At 68.7% G+C, this 20,275-nt stretch carries 11 protein-coding genes and 2 pseudogenes; 6 read left to right on the forward strand and 7 right to left on the reverse strand.

Annotation, left to right across the window (positions count from 1 at the left end; all coding sequences use genetic code 11):
• A pseudogene (locus AB0B82_RS33190) lies at positions 1-1,683 on the forward strand (hypothetical protein); the annotation flags it as partial.
• A 961-nt stretch (positions 1,684-2,644) separates the two neighbouring features.
• On the opposite strand, the gene AB0B82_RS33195 reads toward AB0B82_RS33190, so the two are convergent.
• Both AB0B82_RS33195 and AB0B82_RS33200 read right to left on the reverse strand, forming a co-directional pair.
• Positions 2,645-3,583 (reverse strand): NAD(P)-dependent oxidoreductase, encoded by a 939-nt coding sequence (locus AB0B82_RS33195; RefSeq protein ID WP_360177759.1) that lies wholly within the window; start codon positions 3,581-3,583, stop codon positions 2,645-2,647.
• A gap of 74 nt (positions 3,584-3,657) precedes the next feature.
• Positions 3,658-5,055, reverse strand: a complete 1,398-nt coding sequence (locus AB0B82_RS33200; protein ID WP_360177762.1) for a serine hydrolase — start codon at positions 5,053-5,055, stop codon at positions 3,658-3,660.
• 37 nt (positions 5,056-5,092) lie between these two features.
• On the opposite strand from AB0B82_RS33200, the gene AB0B82_RS33205 reads away from it, so the two are divergent.
• Positions 5,093-5,986 carry a diacylglycerol kinase family protein gene (locus tag AB0B82_RS33205; protein ID WP_360177765.1) on the forward strand — a complete coding sequence of 298 codons (894 nt, stop codon included), beginning with the start codon at positions 5,093-5,095 and terminating at the stop codon, positions 5,984-5,986.
• A gap of 17 nt (positions 5,987-6,003) precedes the next feature.
• On the opposite strand, the gene pulA is transcribed toward AB0B82_RS33205, so the two are convergent.
• The 4 genes from pulA to AB0B82_RS33225 form a co-directional block, all read right to left on the reverse strand.
• Positions 6,004-11,391, reverse strand: a complete 5,388-nt coding sequence (pulA, locus tag AB0B82_RS33210) for a pullulanase-type alpha-1,6-glucosidase (RefSeq protein WP_360177768.1) — start codon at positions 11,389-11,391, stop codon at positions 6,004-6,006.
• A 74-nt stretch (positions 11,392-11,465) separates the two neighbouring features.
• Positions 11,466-12,188 carry a Sir2 family NAD-dependent protein deacetylase gene (locus AB0B82_RS33215; RefSeq protein ID WP_360177771.1) on the reverse strand — a complete coding sequence of 241 codons (723 nt, stop codon included), beginning with the start codon at positions 12,186-12,188 and terminating at the stop codon, positions 11,466-11,468.
• Between the two features lie 27 nt (positions 12,189-12,215).
• Positions 12,216-12,428, reverse strand: coding sequence for a sulfurtransferase TusA family protein (locus AB0B82_RS33220; protein ID WP_360177774.1), 213 nt, complete (start codon positions 12,426-12,428; stop codon positions 12,216-12,218).
• Complete coding sequence (locus AB0B82_RS33225; protein ID WP_360177777.1) at positions 12,425-13,540, reverse strand: aminotransferase class V-fold PLP-dependent enzyme; 1,116 nt, start codon at positions 13,538-13,540, stop codon at positions 12,425-12,427. The genes AB0B82_RS33220 and AB0B82_RS33225 overlap by 4 nt, the downstream gene beginning before the upstream one ends.
• 190 nt (positions 13,541-13,730) lie before the next feature.
• Between AB0B82_RS33225 and coxB the strand changes: the two genes are divergently transcribed.
• The 4 genes from coxB (at position 13,731) to AB0B82_RS33245 (ending at position 18,153) form a co-directional block, all read left to right on the forward strand.
• Entirely contained in the window at positions 13,731-14,519 is a 789-nt protein-coding gene (coxB, locus tag AB0B82_RS33230) for a cytochrome c oxidase subunit II (protein ID WP_360177780.1), read from the forward strand.
• A gap of 26 nt (positions 14,520-14,545) precedes the next feature.
• A complete protein-coding gene (gene ctaD, locus AB0B82_RS33235; RefSeq protein WP_360177789.1) occupies positions 14,546-16,303 on the forward strand; it encodes a cytochrome c oxidase subunit I in 1,758 nt (585 codons plus the stop codon).
• Positions 16,300-16,695 (forward strand): cytochrome c oxidase subunit 4, encoded by a 396-nt coding sequence (locus AB0B82_RS33240; protein WP_360177783.1) that lies wholly within the window; start codon positions 16,300-16,302, stop codon positions 16,693-16,695. Before ctaD ends, AB0B82_RS33240 begins: the two co-directional genes overlap by 4 nt.
• 195 nt (positions 16,696-16,890) lie before the next feature.
• Positions 16,891-18,153, forward strand: a complete 1,263-nt coding sequence (locus AB0B82_RS33245; RefSeq protein WP_360177786.1) for an Ig-like domain-containing protein — start codon at positions 16,891-16,893, stop codon at positions 18,151-18,153.
• A gap of 1,141 nt (positions 18,154-19,294) precedes the next feature.
• On the opposite strand, the pseudogene AB0B82_RS33250 reads toward AB0B82_RS33245, so the two are convergent.
• Positions 19,295-20,275 (reverse strand): annotated as a pseudogene (locus AB0B82_RS33250) (hypothetical protein); the annotation flags it as partial.

Below are 20,275 nucleotides of genomic sequence, written 5' to 3' on the forward strand. Positions count from 1 at the left end.
GACGCGGTCGCGTGGCGGGCCCGTAAGATCGCCCATGCCTGTCTGGGTTTGTCGCTGGAGGCGGCCGAGATCGTGGACCGGCGTGTCGCGGGCCGCATCAACACGATCACGCCGGGTGCGTTGAAGAAACTTGTCGCTGCCGCAATCGCACAAGCCGACCCGGCTCGGGCTCAGGCTGATGCGGAGGCGGCGGCGAAGGCGCGCGGGGTGTATGTGTCGCAGTCTGACGAGGCCGGCACGAAGCGGATCTGGGTGCGGGCCGCGGCGGGTGCGGTGATCCGGTTCGACGCGACCATCGATGATCTGGCCCGGGCGTTGAAGGCTTTGGGTGACACCGACTCGCTGAACCAGCGCCGCGCGAAGGCCATCGACTGGATCGCCGATCCCGCCGCCGCCCACCAGTTGATCGAGGTCGCCCGTCACCTCGCCACCACCCAAGACCCGACGGACGCCCCAGACCCGGCAGCCCCGCACACACCAGACCCGGCAGACGCACCAAACCCGCCCCGCACGCCGGACGCGCAAGGTACGCCCGGCGCGAGCGGTACGCCGGGCGCGACCGGTACGCCTCACGCAGGGGCTCCAGACCCGGCTCGCGCTTCGAACCCGACACGGACGCCGCACCCGGAAGCTACGCCGGACAGGACCAGCAAGCCGGACTCAACCGGTACGCCTCCCGGATCCGGTGGGGTCGGCGAACCTGCCGACGACGAGTGCGCTCGCCTCGAAGAGGCGTACCTGATGGACTCCCACGGCTGGGAACCCACGTCCACCGACACACCCGGACAACCCCCGCTCGACGACACCTTCGCCACAACCCAGCCCGCCCCACCCCAAAAACACAGCCACGCCTCCGACTGCGACACCGCCCGTGACACCGACTGTGACATCGACTGGGGCATCGATTGGGACGCCGACCAGGACGCGAACGCGGAACCGGGCGTGGATCAGGGCGTCGCAGTGGCGGAAGAGGATGTGTTCACCCGGCGCGGCATGGCCGCCACCCTCGCGGCCCGGTTGGCCGCGATCAAACGCGACGCGCACCGCAGCGGCCTCGGCGCCGGCACACGTTCACGGGCCCGGCACACGCTGTATGTGCATCTGACCGACCTGACGCTGGCCACCGGCACCGGGGTGCTGCGGGTCGAGGAACTCGGTCCCCAACTGGCCACCCAGTTGAAGGAACTGCTCGGCCACGACCATTTCGTGGTCAAACCGGTCATCGACCTGCACGACCAAGTCAGCGTCCACAGCTACGAGATCCCCGACCGCATCCGCGAACGCGTCCGCCTACGGCATCCGGTCGACATGTTCCCCTACAGCGGCGCGGAAGCCACCGTACGCATGGACCAAGACCACATCACCCCCTACGACCACACCCGCGTCCGCGACCGCGGCGCCGATCCAGAACCACCAGGCGACCAGGCTGACCAGGCTGACCGGGCTGACCGGGGTGACCGGGGTGACCGGGCTGACCGGGGTGGGCAAGGGACTCAGCCTGGCCAGACGAGTGTGGACAACCTGATACCGCAAGGCCGACTGCATCACCGGGCCAAGACCTTCGGTGGCTGGCACAACCGGCGCCTGCCCAGCGGGGCCGTCGCCTGGGTCAGTCCGCACGGGTTCCGGTTCGTTGTCGACCACACCGGCACGCACCAACTCCCACGCAACCGGACCGGCTAACGCCAGTGCTCGCCGCATCGCCCGGCCGACCGACCAAATCGATCACGGTCGTCGCCGGGCGATCAGGCATGTCCTCGTCCAGAAGGCCGCCGGGTCACGGACGTGGTGCAGGAACCCCTGGCTCATCCCGCACGACCAGCAACCAACGGCCGGAGAGGCAGCGAGTGGTTGGTGGATCGGCGAGTGGTCGGGCGCACCAGCGAGTGGTCGGGCGCACCGGCGAGCCGGCGCCGAGGAACGGGTCTGCTCTGCAGACTGAACCCGAGCTCGGCCGCCGCTGACTGGCACCGCCGCCCGGGGTCACCACCTTCACAAAGCATGTGAACCCGTCCGGAGCACAGCCTGCGCCGCGGAGCCGAGGACCAGGAACGGCCCCGCCGGCCGCAGACCGACCCCGACCCCGACCTCGTACCCGACCTCGTACCCCGCCTCCTGGCATCACAGCCCGGCGTCACGACCTCCACCAAGCACCCGGACCCGGCCCAGTCACAGCCGGCACCGGCGCGCCGAGAGCGAAGACGGCGCTGCCGGCCGCGAACCGACCCGACCCCCAACCGACCGCCTCACCCCGGACCCACTGCCCCACAAACCCACAAACCGGGGCCGCGCCCGCGCGCCGGTGACCTTGAACAGGAAATAACCACTCCACACCCACCTGACCCTGTTCACACCCACCGATGATGCCCGCTGCCAGAACCCGGACCCGGTCTGCTTCACGCCCCAAACTCGATCTGCTTCACACCCCCAAACTCGGCCCCAACCGCCCGATACCGCTGCCCAGCGAGCCAGCCTCCACCGCGCACGCGCGCGACCTCCTGCGCAGGCCTCCAGTGACGGCGTCCTGTGGCGGCGTCCTGTGCAGGTCTCCTGTGCAGGTCTCCTGCGCCACTCCGCCCAGTACTTCTCCGGCCAGTACTTCTCCGCCCAGCACTTTGCTGGCCGCGGCGTCAGCTCGGTGGGATCAGAGGCCGTTGCGGAAGCCTTCTCGCCAGGAGGCGTAGCGGGGGTGCCAGTCGAAGGTGCGTTTGGCCAGGCTGTTGTCGGCACCGCGGATCGTCGTGAAGGCGGCCACGCCGACGTCGCCGACCGCGAGGCGGCCCATCCAGGTGGGGATGTGCCGCGGTGCCTTCGCGCCGAGGATGCGGGCGAACTCCGGCAGCCAGACCGCGGCCGGCGCGGGGTCGTCGTCGGCGATCTGGTAGATGCCGGTCGCGTCGCTCTCGATCGCCTTGACGGTCGCCGCGGCCGCGTCGTCGTAGTGGATGAACGACCACACCCCGGCACCGTCGCCGATGATCGGCATCCGGCGCTTCTGGATCAGCTCGACGATCGAGCCGCCCTTGCCGACGTCGCCGGTCGGCCCGTAGAAGCTCGCGTACCGCAGCGCCACACCCTCGATGCCTTCGGTGTTGAGCGCGGCCGACTCTACGTGCTTGATGGCGGCCATGCTCTGGCGCTGCGCGGGCAGCGGGTTCGGGTCGAGCGGGTCCGCCTCGGTCTTCGTCGCGGATCCGCCGTGTTGCAGGTTCCAGCCGGCGTACGACTGGACGACGAACCGTCGTACGCCGGCAGCTTGCGCGGCGGCCAGGAGGTTGTCGGTGCCCTCGACCCGCAGCCGGTTCGTCATCGCGAAGCTGTCGTCGAAGTGCTTGAAGTCGATGCCGCCCTTGAGTGCGGTCATCTGATGGACGACCACCTCCGGCCGTACCGACTCCACCGCTGCCCGGACGGCGGCGGCGTCCAGCCCGTCCGCGAGTACGGCGTCCGCGCCGAACGCCCGCACACCGGCCGCGCCGGACTCGGACCGGGTCATCCCGGTCACCTTGTGTCCGGCCGCGACCAGCTGCGGTACCAGCGACCGGCCCAGTCCGCCGGTCGCACCTGCCACCAAGATCTTCATGTCGTCGTCCTCCGTCGTCTGCTTGCGACCCGGAGGACACGCGCCGGTTCAGGTTTGTGACATGGAACTTGAAATCAGTCGGACGTCAGCGTGAATTCGGTCGGTGCGAACGACACGTTGAGCCGGCCGACGACCGTCATCACGTCACCGTCGACCCGGCAGGTCAGCGTCGCGACGAACGGCGTCTCCACCCAGCGCAGTGTGGCCACGAACGCGTCGCCGTCGCCGTACGCGCTGGTGAGGACGCGCGCGCCGGACTCCGGTGCGCCGTCGGGGACCGTGCCCGGCGCGGACTGCTCGTGCCAGTCACCGGCGGCGCAGCGCAGTTCGTGGACGCTGTCGTCGGACAGGTCGCGGAAGGTGAAGGTGCCGGTCCCGTCGGCGTCGATCCGGACCGATGTGAGCCCGACCGAGTTGTCGCCGGCGAACCGGTACGTCCGGCCGTCCCCGGCCGCCGGGGCCGCGCCGGCCGGCGGCGGCAGCTCGAGCCGCTCCGGGCGGGCGACGGCCGGGACCTCCTTGCCCTCCAAGGCGGGCAGCAGGTACTCCCAGGCCGTGTTCAGGATCGCCTGCATGTCGGTGGTCGCGCTGGTGACGATCAGGGCCGCGTCGTGCTCCGGGAACACCAGACAGAACTGTCCGAAGGCGCCGTCGCCGCGGTAGGTGTTGTGGCGGCCACGCCAGAACTGGAACCCGTACCCCTGCTTCCAGTCCGGGTTCTCCTCGGAGTCGTTCGGGACCTGGCGCGCCGTCGCCGCCGCGTACCACTCGGCCGGGACGAGCTGCTTGCCCTGCCACTCGCCGTGCTGCAGCAGAAGCTGCCCGAAGCAGGCCAGCGTCTCGGTGTTGATGCTCAGACCCCACCCGCCGACCGTGATGCCCTCCCGGGACACCTGCCAGGTCGCCTCGGTCGCGCCGAGCGGCTCGAACAGCCGTGGCTTCAGGTAGTCGAGCAGGCGCTCGCCGGTGAGCCGTTGCAGGATCGCGGACAGCATGTACGTCGCGCCGCTGTTGTAGACGAACACTGTGCCGGGCTCGTGCTCGACGTCCAGCCCGAGGAAGATCTTGACCATCCGGCGGTCCCGGCTCAGCGCCTCAACGGTGTCCTTGGAATGCCCGGTCGTCATGGTCAGCAGATGCCGCACCTTCATCGCGGCCAGGTTGTCGCTGACCGTGTCCGGCAGCTCACTGGAGTCGAAGAACGAGGTCACCGCGTCGTCCAGCGACAGCAGTCCCTCGTCGATCGCCAGCCCGACGGCTGTCGAGGTGAAACTCTTCGACACCGAGAACAGCAGGTGCCGGTCGTCGAGCCGGTAGGGTGACCATTCCTCCTCGAGGACGACGTGACCGTGGCGCAGCAGCATCACGGTCTGGATCTCCGGCCGGCCCGCGTCCAGCGCCCCGACGAAACTGTCGAGCGCGGCCGAGGACAAACCCTGGGCTTCTGGCGTACTCCGTGGAAGTCTGCTCACGCACAGCACGCTATCTCCCGGAACGGACAACCATCAGGTGAGTATCAAGCGCGCAGCCGTCATCGTGAACCCGATCAAGGTCGATGCCGACCTGTTCCGCCGGACCGTCGAGTCCGCACTGTCCGATCGGGGGATCGACGAGCCGCTGTGGCTGGAGACGACCGCGGACGATGCCGGCGTCACGATGGCCAAGCGCGCGATCGACGAACAGGTCGACCTGGTGCTGGTGGCCGGCGGCGACGGAACCGTCCGGGTGGTCTGCGCCGAGCTGGCCCGGACCGCGATCCCGGTCGCGGTCCTGCCCGGCGGCACCGGCAACCTGCTGGCGCGCAACCTGGGCATCTCGTTGGACCTCGACGTCGCGCTGACCGAGCTTCTCGACGGCTCCGAGCAGCGGATCGACAGCGTGCTGGTCGAGGGCGACCAGCTGACGACGGACCGGTTCGTCGTGATGGCCGGTCTCGGCCTGGACGCGGCGATCATCGAGGACGCCCCGGACGACCTGAAGAAGCGGGTCGGCTGGGCAGCGTACGTCGTGTCGACGCTGAAGAACCTGAACCATCCGTCGGTCCGGGTCACGATCACCGTCGACGACCAGCCGCCGGTACGGCGTCGCGCGCGCACCGTGGTGATCGGCAACGTCGGCACCCTGCAGGCCAACATCCCGCTGCTCCCGAACGCCCGGCCCGACGACGGCAAGATCGACCTGGTGGTGCTCGCGCCGCGCCGGATCTCGCACTGGCCGCGGCTCGCCGTCGGCCTGGTGGTGAAGTCCTGGCGCGAGCGCCACGTCGAGCGCTTCACCGGCCGGCGCATCCAGGTGCGCGCCGACCGGACCGTACGGCGCCAGCTCGACGGCGACGCGATCAGCGAGGGGACGTCGCTGACCGCGGAGGTCGACGAGTCGGCGCTGGTCGTCCGCGTGCCCTAGCTGGTTGTCCTCGCTGATCAGCGCTGAACCAGTACCGCGACGGTCCGAGCAGGCACGGTGGCGGTGCCGGTCGCGGCCGACCACGTGGTTTGTTTGACCACCGGATCCGACCCGGCGGCTTGGACGGGGGACAGGGACAGGTCGGCGCCGGTCAGGCCGGGGATCTGCTGCGTGACGGCCGCGCCGGTTGCGTTGAACACGACGACGACACCCTTGAGCGACCGGTCCACGTCCGCGCCGACGGTGTCGTCGATGCGCATCGTGATGACTCCCGGCGTCGTACCGCTGAGCGGGAAGCTCACCTTCTGGTTGATCAGCGCCGCCGACCCGAGCCGGAACAGCGGCGTCGAGAACCGCAGCTTCAGCAGGTCGGCGGCCGCGGCCGAAGCTGTTGTCACGTCGCTCGCGGACGGCTTCAGCGCCGGGTTCGCCAGCAGCGGCTTCATGGCGGGCCACTTGGCCTCGTTGTCGGGCTTCGGCGGCAGGCCGTGGCCGAAGCCGTTGTCCGCGCCGGTCCAGTCGAGCAGGTTGAACCAGTCACCGGAGTCGTACGAGTTGCGGTCCAGCGACTTGCTGCGCAGCAGGTCCGCGCCCGCATGCCAGAACGACGGTGTCTGCGCCAGCGCGGTGGTGGCCAGTGACACCGTGTTCATCCGGACCCGGTCCGGCATCGGCAGGTCGGTGGGCAGCTTGTACGTCAGCGTGTCCCACAGCGTTTCGTTGTCGTGGGCATCGACGTACGTGATGATCTCGTTCGGCTCGTCGGCGTACCCGGCCGGCCGGCCGTTGTAGTCGACCTGGTCGCCGCGCACCGGCTCGCCGGACTGGGCCGAGCGGAAGCTGAACGACCTGAGGTTGCCGGCCAGACCGAGCTGGACCAGGTCGGTGTCGTGGGCGAGGCGCTCCGCGCGCTCGGCCGGCGTACCGTTCACCGGGTCGCCGTTCGGGTCGCTCGCCGCGCCCGAGCCGAAGCCCTGCAGCCGCGGGTTCTCGTCGAACGGCCCGCCGCCGCGGACCGCGTCCCGGAGCCGGTCCGAGAACGTCCCGATACCGGTGCCGCCGAGGTTGCCCTGCCGGGCCTGCTCGAACAGCGCGTCGTCCGCGACCTCGCCGAAGTTCCAGCCCTCGCCGTACACGTAGACCGACTTGCCGTCCACACCATCCTTGGCGAGGGTCAGCTTGTCCAGCGCGGCCCGGACCTTCAGCATGTTCGCCTTGGTGTGGTGACCCATCAGGTCGAAGCGGAAGCCGTCCACGTGGTAGTTGCGCGCCCAGCTCACCGTGCCGTCGACCATGATCTTCTCGGCCATCGCGTGCTCGGTGGCGATGTTGCTGCAGCAGGTCGAGGTCTCGACCTTGCCGGTCGCGTCGAGCCGCTGGTAGTAGCCGGGCACGATCTTGTCCACGACCGACGTCGGCGCCTGACCGGCGGCAGGGGTGTGGTTGAACACCTGGTCGAGCACGACGCGAAGTCCGGACTTGTGCAGCCCACCAACCATCGTGCGGAACTCGGCGACCCGCGCCAACCCGTCCTTCTGCGTCGCGTACGACCCCTCGGGCGCGAGCCAGTGGAACGGGTCGTAGCCCCAGTTGAAGCCGTCCTTCGCGGCCACAGCGGTCACACAGGCCTGCTGCTGCTCGGAGTCCGGCGCGAGCGACTTCAGGTCACACGCGGGTGTCTCCTGATTGGTCTCCGGGATTGACGCGATGTCGAACGTCGGCAGCAGGTGCACCGTGTTCAGCCCGGCCGCTGCCAGCTTCCGTAGGTGCTTGGTGCCGTTGCCTTCGTCGGCGAAGGCCAAGTAGGTACCGCGGTGCGCAGCGGGCACGGTGGTGTCGTTGATGGAGAAGTCGCGCACGTGCAGCTCGTAGATGGTCGAGTCCACACTGCGCGCCAGCTTCGGTGCCGGTGTGGTGGACCAGAGTGCGGGCTTCCCGGCCGGGTCGTTCAGGTCGACCGCGACGGAGTGCGTCGAGTCCGCGGTCAGTGCGAGCGAGTACGGGTCCGTGACGACGTTCGTCTCCACCTTGCCGGTGCTCGGCGCGTAGACGGTGACCTCGTAGCGGTACGGCGCGTTCTTCCACGACCGCGGTCCACTGGCCTCCCACGACCCGTCACTGTTGCGGCGCATGTCCACCGCCGTGGAGCCCTGCAGCAGCCGGACGCGCTGAGCAGTCGGCGCCCACAGGGTGAAGGTGGGCTTACCGCGCTTCCACGTGACGCCGTACGCGCGGTTGGTGGCGCTCTTGTACACGTCGTCGAGCACACCCGGGATCTGTACGCCGGTCGCGTCGACCAGCCGGCCAACGTCGTCGTACTGCGCCAGTCCGAGCTGTCCGGTGAGGATCTTCGGTACGTCGGCCTTCCCGAGCCGCAGCGTGGTGTAGCCGGGTTTCACCTCGGCCGGGTCGTACCGCAGTGCGGCCGACGTACCGCCGATGTCGTTCGCGTCGACCTTGAGCGAGCCGGTGTCCGACCAGTGCAGCCGCCACCGGTACCGCTCGGGGTGCGCGACCGCCGGAACGGCCAGCGTGTCGCGGCTGAGCCAGTACGCCTTCGCCTGGCTCAGGTCCGGCTGCGCACCTGGCTTGGCCGTTGTCACCGTGAACTGGTGGGTCGCGAGAACGTACGTGAACGTGACGACCAGACCGTCCGCGGGGACCGACACCGGCACATTGTTCGCCGGGTAGCTCTCGTCCCAGGACAGGTTGTGCGCGACCTTCGCCTCATAGCTGCCCGCCTTCAGTTCGGTGGTCGACCAGGTGTAGGTCCCGTCGCCGTCCTCGTCGGTCAACCAGGGTCGCATGCACGCCGGGTCCCAGTCCTCCGGACAGCCCAGCTCGCTCTGGTACGACCCGGGTGCGGTGATGATCGGCCCCTCCGCGTTGGACGTGACGTAATGCCGGCCGTGCTCGTAGTAGAACGTCACCGGCCCGTTCGGTGCGGTGTAGGAGATGTTGGCGCCGTTCTGGACACCGCCGGCGCCGTAGTTCTCGTCCCACGTCTTGTTGATGGCCGCCTTGTACGCGTGCTCACCGGCCGGAATGGTGTACGTGCCCTTCCACACCTTGTCCTTGGCGTCCAGCGTCAACTGGGCCTGATCGCAGTCCGGCGACCAGTCCGCGGGACAGCCCATCTCGCTGTTGTGGTCACCCGGCACCGACACGTTCGCCGGCTGCACCACCGGACCGGACGGGCCACCGCCGTCACCCGGTGGGGTCGCGTCACCGACCACGCCGTACGAGCCGGACACGGAGTAGTTGCCGGAGATGTCGCGCAGTACGGCGCGGTACTCGAGCAGCGTGCCCTTCGGCAGCGCGGACACGTCATGGAAGACGCGGTACGGCGCATTGTCGTCCGCACCGAGCCGCTGCCACTCCGTCGTACCGACAGGGCGGTAGCCGAAGGTCACGGTGACCGGAGTGTTCTCGGGAACTGCTGCAGCGATCTCCGCGCGGCCACCGACCGTGGCCCCGAGCTCAGGGGAGCTCATGTACACCTGCGGAGCCTTCGCTCGCGGCGGGACCTTCGACTGGGCCTGGTACACCGTCACCGACAGCGGGGCCTGGCTCACGACCACCCTGCCCTCCCGGTCGGTCTTCAGCGCCTTGCTGCCGCCGTACACCGGCTTCAGCACGGTGTTCGAGCCGTACGTCGGAACCGTGGCGGTGGCCGCGGTGGTCGAGTTGTTCGCGACCACCAGATACTCGACGTTGTCGTTGCCGAGCCGGCTGAAGGCGTACAGGCCGTTGCTGTTGGACGCGTACCGGTGCACCTGGCGGCCGTCGGACAGCGCCGGGTACTTCGCGCGCAGCTTCGCCAGCGCCGCGATGTGTTGGTACATCGGCGCGTTGACGTCGTACCGGTCGCGGCTGCCGATCGTCGTCGTACCGGTGCCGTCCACAACCTCGTCGTCGGCGTAGTCGGCGGTCTGGGTCGCGAACATGTCCTGGCGCGCGTCCTTGTCACCGCCCGGACCGGTGAAGCCCTGCTCGTCGCCGTAGTACACGACGGGCTGGCCGCGGGTCAGGTACATCAGTGAGTGCGCCAGCTTGTCCCGCGCGAGCAGCTCCGGCCCGGACGCGCCAGCCTGCTTCAGGAACGTCCCGACGCGGCCCATGTCGTGGTTGCCGAGGAACGTCGGCAGTTGGTACGCGTTCGAGTCGCCGTCGGTGTAGTAGTCGTCGTTCGCGTAGAAGTCCTGCAGCTTGGTCCCCGGATCGCCCTTCGCATAGGCGATCGCGTTCTGCTGGAAACCGAAGTCGAGCGTCGCCTGCAGCGCGCCCTGCGTGGTGTACGTCGACATGAACTGCGGGTTGGCGTCGAACACCTCGCCGAACATGAAGAAGTCCTTCGACCCGGCATGACGGGCCGCCGCCAGCACCGCCGGGGAGAACTTCTGCCAGAACTCCAGGTTGACGTGCTTCACGGTGTCGATCCGGAACCCGTCGATCCCGAACTCGGCCCAGGTCTTGTAGACGTCGATCATCCCGTCGCGGACCTTCGGCTGCTCGGTGAACAGGTCGTCCAGCCCGACGAAGTCGCCGTACTCCGCGCTCTCACCGGCGAACGTCGAGTCGCCGCGGTTGTGGTAGAGCGTCGGGTCGTTCAGCCAGGCCGGGACCTTCACGGTCTCGTCGGCCGGCGTCCGGAACACCGGGACGTTCGGGAAGCTGACGTTCTTGTCCAGCGGCGGGAACGTGTCGCCGGCGGCGTACTGCTTGTCGTCGAAGACGTTGCCCTGGGCGTCCTTGTACGGCGCGGCCGACTTCGGGACGTAGCCGTACTGCCCGGACTGGTACCCGATCACGTCCGCGGTGTGGTTGGTGATGATGTCGAAGAAGACCTTCATGCCCTTGCGGTGCGCGAGGTCGATCAGCCGCTTCATGTCCGCGTTCGTGCCCAGGTGCGGGTCGATCTGGGTGAAGTCGGTGATCCAGTACCCGTGGTACCCGGCGCTCACGTCGGCGCCGGAACCCTGCACCGGGCGGTTCTTGAACGACGGGGTCAGCCAGAGCGACGTGGTCCCGAGGGACTTGATGTAGTCGAGCTTCTGGATCACACCGGCCAGGTCGCCGCCGTGGTAGAAGCCCTTGTCCTTCGGGTCGAGGCCGGTCGTCAGCCGGTCGCCGGTCAGGCCACCGGCGTCGTTGGACTTGTCGCCGTTGGCGAACCGGTCCGCCATCACGAAGTAGAACCGCTCCTTGGTCAGGTCCTGGCGCAGACTCGGGGTCGCGAGCCTCCGGTCCGCCGCGGTCACCGCCGTACCGGCCAGGTCGGCCGGTGCCGGGTTGACCACGCGGTCGGCCGTCACTTGGGCCGGTGCCGGTGCTGCGGTGCCGAGTCCGAGGACGACCACCGCCGCCGCGGTGAAGCCTGCAGTCCAACGCCTGAATCCGTGCATCACGGCTCCCTCCCCGCCGACAGACCTGCCGGGGACGCTAGCTGCCGGTGTGCAGCGTGGGGAGGGCTCGAAGATCACGGTAAGGTCACGAGCTGTGGCAGCGTGGTCTCGATCGGTGTGTGCAGCACGCTGGTCGCATGCTCGTCGTACGGCGTCGGCTGGGCGTTGACGATCACCAGCGGCTTGCCGGCGTTCAGCGCGAGGTCGCAGAGCCCGGCGGCCGGGTAGACCTGCAGCGACGTACCCACAGCCAGGAAGAGGTCGGCCTCCTCGGTGGCGGCCACCGCACGCTTCAGGACGTCCGGATCGAGCGCCTGGCCGAACGACACCGTCGCGGACTTCAGGATGCCGCCGCACACCGCACAGGCCGGGTCCTCGTCGCCGGACTCGAGCCGGGGGAGTACGTCGGTCATCGGGATCCGGCGTCCGCACTGGAGGCAGTCGACGGCGCGGACCGTGCCGTGCAGCTCGTGAACGAGCTCCGGCGACGATCCGGCCTTCTGATGCAGTCCGTCGACGTTCTGCGTGATCAGACCGGTCAGGCGGCCCTGCTGCTCGAGCTCGACCAGCGCCTGGTGGCCGGGGTTGGGCTCGATCTCCCAGGCCGGAATCGTCAGCCGGTGCTTCCAGGCCGCCACCCGCACCTCGCGCCGGGCGACGTACTCGTCGATGTCGAACATCGCCTCCGCCGCGGGGTCCTTCGTCCACACGCCCTCGGGCCCGCGGAAGTCGGGGATCCCCGAGGCAGTCGAGATCCCGGCTCCGGTCAGTACGGCAATACGCTCGGCGTCGATCACATCTGAGACGGTACCCATCGGCACCCGTCAGCTGAGGCGCCGGACGACGTAGCGGGTTTCTGTCTGGCTGACGAGCTCATGGGATCGCATCCGGCACCAGGCCGGGATGTCGGTGGCGGCGGCCGGGTCGTCGGCCAGCACGGTGACCGTGTCGCCGACGGCCACGGTCGGTAGCGTTTTGGCGAGTTTGATCACCGGGAGTGGGCAGAGCAGACCGGTGCAGTCGAGGTCGACGTTCACATTCCCACCTCGGCCCGGATGCGCTGCACGATGCCCGGCAGTACTACGCAGAACCGCTGCACATCGTCGTACGTCGTGTCGCGTCCGAGCGAGACACGGACGTTGCCGTGCGTCAGGACGCCCATCGCAGCCAGGACGTGCGACGGCCGGAGCGTGCTCGACGTACAGGCGGAACCGCTGGAGACGGCGAAGCCCTCTGCGTCCAGGGCGGTCACCAAAGCCTCACCGTCCACGTAGAGGCAAGAGAACGTCAGGATGTGCGGCAGCCGGTCCGTCGGGTCACCGACGACCTCCACGTCGGGGATGTCGGCGGCCACGCGGCGCCGTACCTCGTCGATCCACTCCCGGTGCTGCTTGTTGAGGTCCACGGCTTCTTTCTGGCGGGCTTGGAGCGCGGCAGCCGCGGCGAGCGCGTTGGGGACGTTCGGGAAGCCGGGGGAAAGGCCGTCCTCGCGTTCGTCCATCGGCCACGCCGGTGCGATGCGTGTGCCCTTTCTCACCGCCAGCAATCCGACACCGGCCGGCCCGCCCCACTTGTGCGCGCTGGCGGCCAGGACATCCCAGCCCTCCGGTACGGCGTCGTGCCCGATGGAGGCGGATGCGTCGACAAAGAGCGGTACGTCGCCGCACGCCTCAGCCGCCCGGGCGATCGGCTGCCGCGTCCCCACCTCGTGGTTGGCCGACTGCAGCGCGGCGACGGCCACACCGGGACGCCGTACCGCCTTGGTGAACGCCTGCAGGTCGACGCGGCCCAGTTGGTCCACCGCGATCTCCTCCGCTGCATCACCCGCGGTGTGCAGGACGGCGGAGTGCTCGACGGCACTGTGGACGATCGTCGTGCCCTTCCGGCCGCGAGCGGCCCGTACCGCGGACAGCCCGGCCTGGATCGCCGCCGTACCGGAGGTGGTCAGGTACAGCTCGTCCGCACGGACGCCGACCGCCTCCGCGAGCACCGCCCGGGCGTTGTCCAGCAGCAGCCGGGCGGTCCGTCCCTCGTGGTGCAGACGCACCGGATCGGCCCATCCGGAATCCACTGCCGACAGCAACATCTCCCGTGCCGCCGGGTGCATCACCTCGGCCGACGCGGCGTCCAGATACGCACGCTCGCTCACACAGGAAACGCTAAGGCCTACCTGTCCGCAGAACGGCGAACGGTGTCCAGTAGTGTTTGGCTGTCAGTCTCACTTGGGAAGGGAAAGGCGCCCCGTGGGTTCGAACGGCACGCCCGGAGTGGATGTGCGACCGGCAGGTTCTGCCGGCGCCACACGGCCGGCGAAGCGTCGCCTGCTGGTCGGTAGTGCAGTGGTGCTCGGCACCGTGCTGCTGACCGGTTGCTCGACGGCGACCACTGAGCAGTGGAAGCGACTCGGTCTGCCCGAGGGCGCATCGGACCGGACCGAGGCCGTGCGCAGCCTCTGGATCGGGGCCTGGATCGCTGCCTTGATCATCGGCGTGATGGTTTGGGGCCTGATCCTGTGGGCCGTCGTGCGGTACCGCAAGCGCAACGACGACGTACCCCGCCAGGTGCGCTACAACCTCCCGCTGGAGGTCCTGTACACGCTGGCGCCCTTCGCGATCATCGCGGTGCTCTTCTTCTACACCGTCGAGCACGGCAACCAGGTCACGAAGATGAGCGCCAGCCCGCAGCACACCATCAACGTGGTGGGCCAGCAGTGGCAGTGGACCTTCAACTACAAGGACACCGTCGAGGGGCAGGAAGGCGTCTGGGAGACCGGCACGCTGGACAAGCCCGCGACGCTGTGGCTGCCGGTGAACGAGTCGGTCCAGTTCGACCTGACCTCGCCGGACGTCATCCACTCCTTCTGGGTGCCGTCGTTCTACTTCAAGCTCGACGTCATCCCGGGCAAGACCAACAAGTTCGAGCTGACCCCGACCAAGACCGGCACCTTCGCCGGCAAGTGCGCTGAGCTCTGCGGCCTCTACCACAGCCGCATGGTGTTCACCGTCAAGGTCGTCAGCCGCGACGAGTACGACGCACACCTGCGCGAGCTGGCCGCGAAGGGTCAGACCGGCGCCGCAACGGGTGGCGAGGACGCCACCACCATTCCCGGTTCAGGGGGCGAGAAGTGACGGACTTCGCCGAGCGCAGTGGCGCCATCGGCAGCACCACGGCGCTGCCGCGGCCGCGCAGCAAGGGCCAACTGCTGGTCAAGTACCTGACCACGACCGACCACAAGCTGATCGGGCACATGTACCTGGTCACGTCGTTCGTGTTCTTCCTGATCGGCGGCGTGATGGCGCTGCTGATCCGCGCCGAGCTGGCCAAGCCGGGCCTGCAGATCGTGAACGAAGAGGTCTACAACCAGCTGTTCACGATGCACGGCACGATCATGCTGCTGCTGTTCGCGACGCCACTGTTCGTCGGCTTCGCCAACGAGATCATGCCGATCCAGATCGGTGCCCCGGATGTCGCGTTCCCGCGGCTGAACATGTTCAGCTACTGGCTGTTCCTGTTCGGCGGCCTGATCACGATCAGCGGGTTCTTCACCCCGGGCGGCGCGGCCGACTTCGGCTGGTTCGCCTACGCCCCGCTGTCGAACGCGGTGCGGTCGCCGGGCATCGGCGGTGACCTGTGGATCATGGGTCTGTGGATGGCCGGTCTGGGCACGATCCTCGGTGCGGTCAACTTCATCACCACGATCATCACGATGCGCGCCCCCGGGATGACGATGTTCCGGATGCCGATCTTCACCTGGAACATCCTGGTGACCTCGATCCTGGTCCTGATCGCGTTCCCGATCCTGGCCGCGGCGCTGCTGGTCCTGGAGGCCGACAGAGCACTAGGGGCCCATGTGTTCGACGCCGCCAACGGCGGCCCGATCCTGTGGCAGCACCTGTTCTGGTTCTTCGGGCATCCCGAGGTGTACATCATCGCGCTGCCGTTCTTCGGCATCGTGACCGAGATCCTGCCGGTGTTCAGCCGCAAGCCGGTCTTCGGTTACATCGGTCTGGTCGGCGCGACCCTCGGTATCGCGGTGCTCTCGGTCGCGGTGTGGGCACACCACATGTTCGTGACCGGCGCGGTGAACCTACCGTTCTTCTCGTTCATGACGTTCTTGATCGCGGTCCCGACCGGAGTGAAGTTCTTCAACTGGATCGGCACCATGTGGGGCGGATCAGTGTCCTTCGAGGCGCCGATGCTGTGGTCGATCGGCTTCCTCACGACCTTCCTCTTCGGCGGTCTGACCGGCGTCATCCTGGCGTCGCCGGCGCTGGACTACCAGCTGTCCGACTCGTACTTCGTGGTCGCGCACTTCCACTACGTCGTCTTCGGCACCGTGGTGTTCGCGATGTTCGCCGGGTTCTACTTCTGGTGGCCGAAGTTCACCGGCCGGATGCTCGACGACCGGCTCGGCAAGCTGCACTTCTGGCTGCTGTTCATCGGCTTCCACACCACGTTCCTGGTGCAGCACTGGCTCGGCGTCGAGGGCATGCCACGGCGCTACGCGTCGTACGGCGCCAACGAGGGCTTCACCGCGCTGAACCAGGTGTCCACGGTCGGTGCCTTCATCCTCGGCGCGTCGATGCTGCCGTTCTTCTACAACGTCTACAAGTCGCGCCAGGCGCCGAAGGTCGGCGTCGACGACCCGTGGGGCTGGGGCCGTTCGCTCGAGTGGGCGACCAGCTCCCCGCCACCGCGGCACAACTTCGAGCGGCTGCCGCGGATCCGGTCGGAGTCCCCGGCGTTCGACCTGCACCACGCCGACATCGCGCTCGCGGAGTACCCGGACAACCAGGCCGGCAAGGACAACCTGCTGGACGCCGGTGAAGACCAGGGCCGCGTCGAGCACCTGGTCGAGCAGGGTGGCGAGACCGGCTCGAGTACGGACACCGAAGGGAAGGACAAGGCGTGAAGGTCGAAGCCTGGGTCTTCGGGATCCTGAGTGTGTTCGTACTCGTCGTCACGCCGATCTACTGGCTGATGTCGGAGGACCCGACCGGTACCACCGCGCTGGTGATGACGTTCTTCCTGGCCCTGCTGGTGGCGTTCTATCTGAGCATCACCGCGCGCCGGATGGACGCCCGGCCGGAGGACCGCAAGGAGGCGGAGATCGCCGAAGGGGCCGGTGAACTGGGCTTCTTCCCGCCGCACTCCTGGTGGCCGCTGTGGTGCGCGCTGACGCTGTCGGTCGTCGTGCTCGGCGTCGTCTTCGGCTGGTGGCTGTTCATCGCCGGCTGCGGCATCGGCATCGTGACGCTGAGCGGTTTCATCTTCGAGTACTACCGGGGTGACCACGCTCACTAGTTGAGATTCGTACGAAACGCCGTCCGGGAACGAACCGGGCGGCGTTTTCGTGCGTCTGTAGGAATGCACGCCGGGTACCGAGGATGCACACAGAGTTGTGGTCCGGACCAGATGGGGGCGTGCGGGATGCAGGGAAATGTCGCCGCGGCAGGTTACCCTGATCGCGGTTTGACTAAACAGGGGAGAGCTGGGGAAATGCTGAGCGGTTCGGTGCGGAAACACGGCCTGGCCGTAGCGGGGATCTGTGTCCTGCTGCTGGCCGGGACGGCCTGTAGTGACACGGAAGCCGGGGCCGGCGGTGGCGGCGGGGGGACGACGAGCAGCAGCACGTCGCCGTCGCAGAGCACGTCGCCGGGCGCCTCCACGAGCCCCGACGGCTCGACGACCCCGTCGCAGTCCGCGGCGGCCAGCATCGCTGTGGTGCCCGCCAAGGGCGCGAAGTCGGTGCAGCCCGACAAGCCGGTCACCGTGACCACCACAGCCGGCAAGCTGACCGCGATCACCCTGAAGGACGACGACGGCGACACCGTCCCCGGCGCCTTCAACGACGACAAGACCCAGTGGACCTCGCAGCCACACCTCAAGCCCGGCGCGTCGTACAAGCTCACCGGCTCGGCCGAAGGCACCGACGGCGCCACCGTGCCGATCAACTCGACCTTCACCACCCTGAAGGCCGCCAAGAGCCTCAAAGCTTCTGTCGTCCCGCTGAACGGTGAGACCGTCGGCGTCGCGCTGCCGATCCAGATTCTCTGGAACAACCCGGTCAAGGACCGCGCCGCCGTCGAGAAGCGGCTGTCGGTCAAGACCTCGGTCCCGGTCGACGGCAGCTGGCACTGGGTGAGCAGCAAGCAGGTCAACTACCGCCCTAAGAACTACTGGCCCGCCGGCACCAAGGTAACTGTCAACATCGACACCCAGGGCGTCAACGCCGGCAACAACACCTGGGGCACCGCCAGCCGGAAGATCTCCTTCAGCATCGGTAAGTCGGTCGTCACGAACATCAACGTCAAGACCCACAAGATGACCGTGACGATCAACGGCAAACTGGCCCGGACGATCCCGATCACCGCCGGCAAGGACGGATTCACCACCCGCAGCGGCGTCAAGGTGATCATGGAGAAGTTCAAGATCAAGCACATGGACGCCGCCACGGTCGGCCTCAAGCCCGGCGACCCGGAGTACTACAACATCCCCGACGTGAAATGGGCCCAGCGCGTCACGAACTCGGGCGAGTTCATCCACGGCGCACCGTGGTCGTCCGGCAGCCAAGGCAACTCCAACGTCAGCCACGGCTGCGTCGGCATGAGCCTCAAGGACGCCCAGTGGTACTACAACCAGACCCTCCGCGGTGACCCCGTCATCGTCACCGGCACCACCCGCCACATGGAACCAGGCAACGGCTGGACCGACTGGAACACTACCTGGGCCAAGTACAAGGCAGGCTCCGCCCTCTCCTGACCTCCAGGACCAACAGCCTCCCCCTGCATGCCCGCAGGCCGGAGGCTGTTGCCCGTTCTGCCCCCACCACGCCCGCGGAGGGGTACGCCGGTTCGAGCCGGGGCCGTGGACGCGAGGTACGGAGCGTCGACATCCTTCGGCGCAGGATGCTCGTCGAGCACGGGCCGAACGAACTGCCGAATGAACTGCCGAATGAACTGCCGAACGAGCTGCCGGACGAGCTGGCGGACGCGCGACCGCAGCGCTGCGGTCAGGGGACGGCGCTGCGGTACTGCGGGTGGGATTGGTCGCTCGGTGAGCGACGTGGGAGTTGGGGTTACCGGGAAGGTGCCGCCGGGGCGGTGCTGCCGGGCAGGTGCCGCTGTGAAGGTTCACGGGCAGCGACGTGCCGCGGTGCGACGTGCGGCGGTGCGACGTGCGGCGGTGTGACGTGTGACGTGTGGCGGTGTGGCGGTGGGATGTGCGGCGGTGGGACGTACTGTGCGATCGCGGGGGCGGTGCGACGTGCGGCGGTGGGATGTGCGGCGGTGGGACGTACTGTGCGATCGCGGGGGCGGTGCGACGTGCGGCGGTGGGATGTGCGGCGGTGGGACGTACTGTGCGATCGCGGCGGCTGGTTTGGCGGCGGCTTGATTGGCGGTGGGGTGTTCGGGCTGCTGGTGCGCTGCCGTCGCGGCGTCCGGCGTTCAATCGGCTGCGGCGATGGTGTCGGCGGCTCGGAGAGTCGCTTCGTCGGATCTCCGCCCGCGTGGCTTCGTCGGAGCTCCACCACGTACCGGTGCCGGCACCCACGGCTGGCTCGGCAGCTTCTGCACGAGCTCGGGCGTCTGCCGAGTGCACCGTCGGCAAGGCCGGTTGCGGTGACTGACAAGCCGGTTGCGGTGACTGACAAGCCGGTTGCGGTGCCGGCAGCCGCTTGTGGGCGCCTGGCGTATGGTTCGCCGGATTGCCAAGGCGTGGTCGGGCGTGTCCGCCCAGAAGTGGGCTTCGAATGCGGCGATGCCGGGACGTGTGATGCCGGAGGGTGTGATGCCGGACATGTGATGCCGGACGTTCCGCTTGCGGAGTGGGTGCCGATGGCAAGGTCGCACGGGTCGGACCGCGAGAGCACGCGTCGCGGACGCGGCGACTGCGGAGGTAGTCAGTCGGCTGCGGCGAAGGCGTCGGCGGCTCGGAGAGTCGCTTCGTTGGATCTCCACCACGTAGGGGTGCCGGCACTGACGGCTGGCTCGACTGGCTCGACTGGCTCGGCTGGCTCGGCTGGCTCGGCTGCTTCCGCATGACCTGCGGCGTCTGGTGCACCAGGTGCACCGTCGGGCATACCGGCTGCACTGCCGTGTGTACGGTCTGCCGGATTGCCGAGGGCATTGGCGGGCGCGTCTGCCCAGACGTCGGGTTCGGGTGCTGCGACGTCGGACGTTCCGCTGGGGTTGTGGGTGCCGATGGCACTGTCGCACGGGCCGGCTGCGTTGTCCTTGGTTCGCGCTGCGACGTCGTGGGTTCGCGCTGCGACGTCGTGCCACGGTACGTCGATGTCGCAGTCCACGGCCCCATGACACGCACCCGCAGCGTCCTCGAGCGTGCCCGGTGCGCCGCCGGGCATGCCGGGTGCACCGCCGGGCGTACCGGTTGCGCCGCCGGGCGTGCCGGTTGCGGCGTTTGGCGTGCCCGGTGCGGCGTTGGGCGTGCCGGTTGCGGCGTTGGGCGTGCCCGGTGCGGCGTTGGGCGTGCCGGGTGCGCCGCCGGGCGTGCCGGTTGCGGCGTTTGGCGTGCCGGTTGCGCCGCCGGGCGTACCGGTTGCGGCGTTTGGCGTGCCAGGTGCGCCGCCGGGCGTGCCGGTTGCGGCGTTTGGCGTGCCGGTTGCGCCGCCGGGCGTGCCGGGTGCGGCGTTGGGCGTGCCGGGTGTGGCGCCGGGCGGCTGGGTCGTGGCGTCGGGCGTGGGTGGGTGTACGCCTGGTGATTGTGGTTTGCGGCGTTTGCGTGCCGGTGGTGGTTGAGACCAGGCGGGGCGACTGACCTGAACCTCGCCGTTGACGATGGTGATGTGCCAGCGGCCGGCGTGCAGATCGACGTGATGGCGACGGCACAGCAGCGCCAGGTTCGAGACCTTGGTCGCGCCGCC

Origin of the sequence: Kribbella sp. NPDC048915 (assembly GCF_040649595.1) — a bacterium.
Lineage (GTDB): Bacteria > Actinomycetota > Actinomycetes > Propionibacteriales > Kribbellaceae > Kribbella.

Coding starts and splice junctions, on each gene's coding strand:
- AB0B82_RS33195 (WP_360177759.1), bottom strand. CDS start 3,583: ATGAAGATCTTGGTGGCAGGTGCGACCGGCGGACTGGGCCGGTCGCTG.
- pulA (WP_360177768.1), bottom strand. CDS start 11,391: ATGCACGGATTCAGGCGTTGGACTGCAGGCTTCACCGCGGCGGCGGTG.
- AB0B82_RS33245 (WP_360177786.1), top strand. CDS start 16,891: ATGCTGAGCGGTTCGGTGCGGAAACACGGCCTGGCCGTAGCGGGGATC.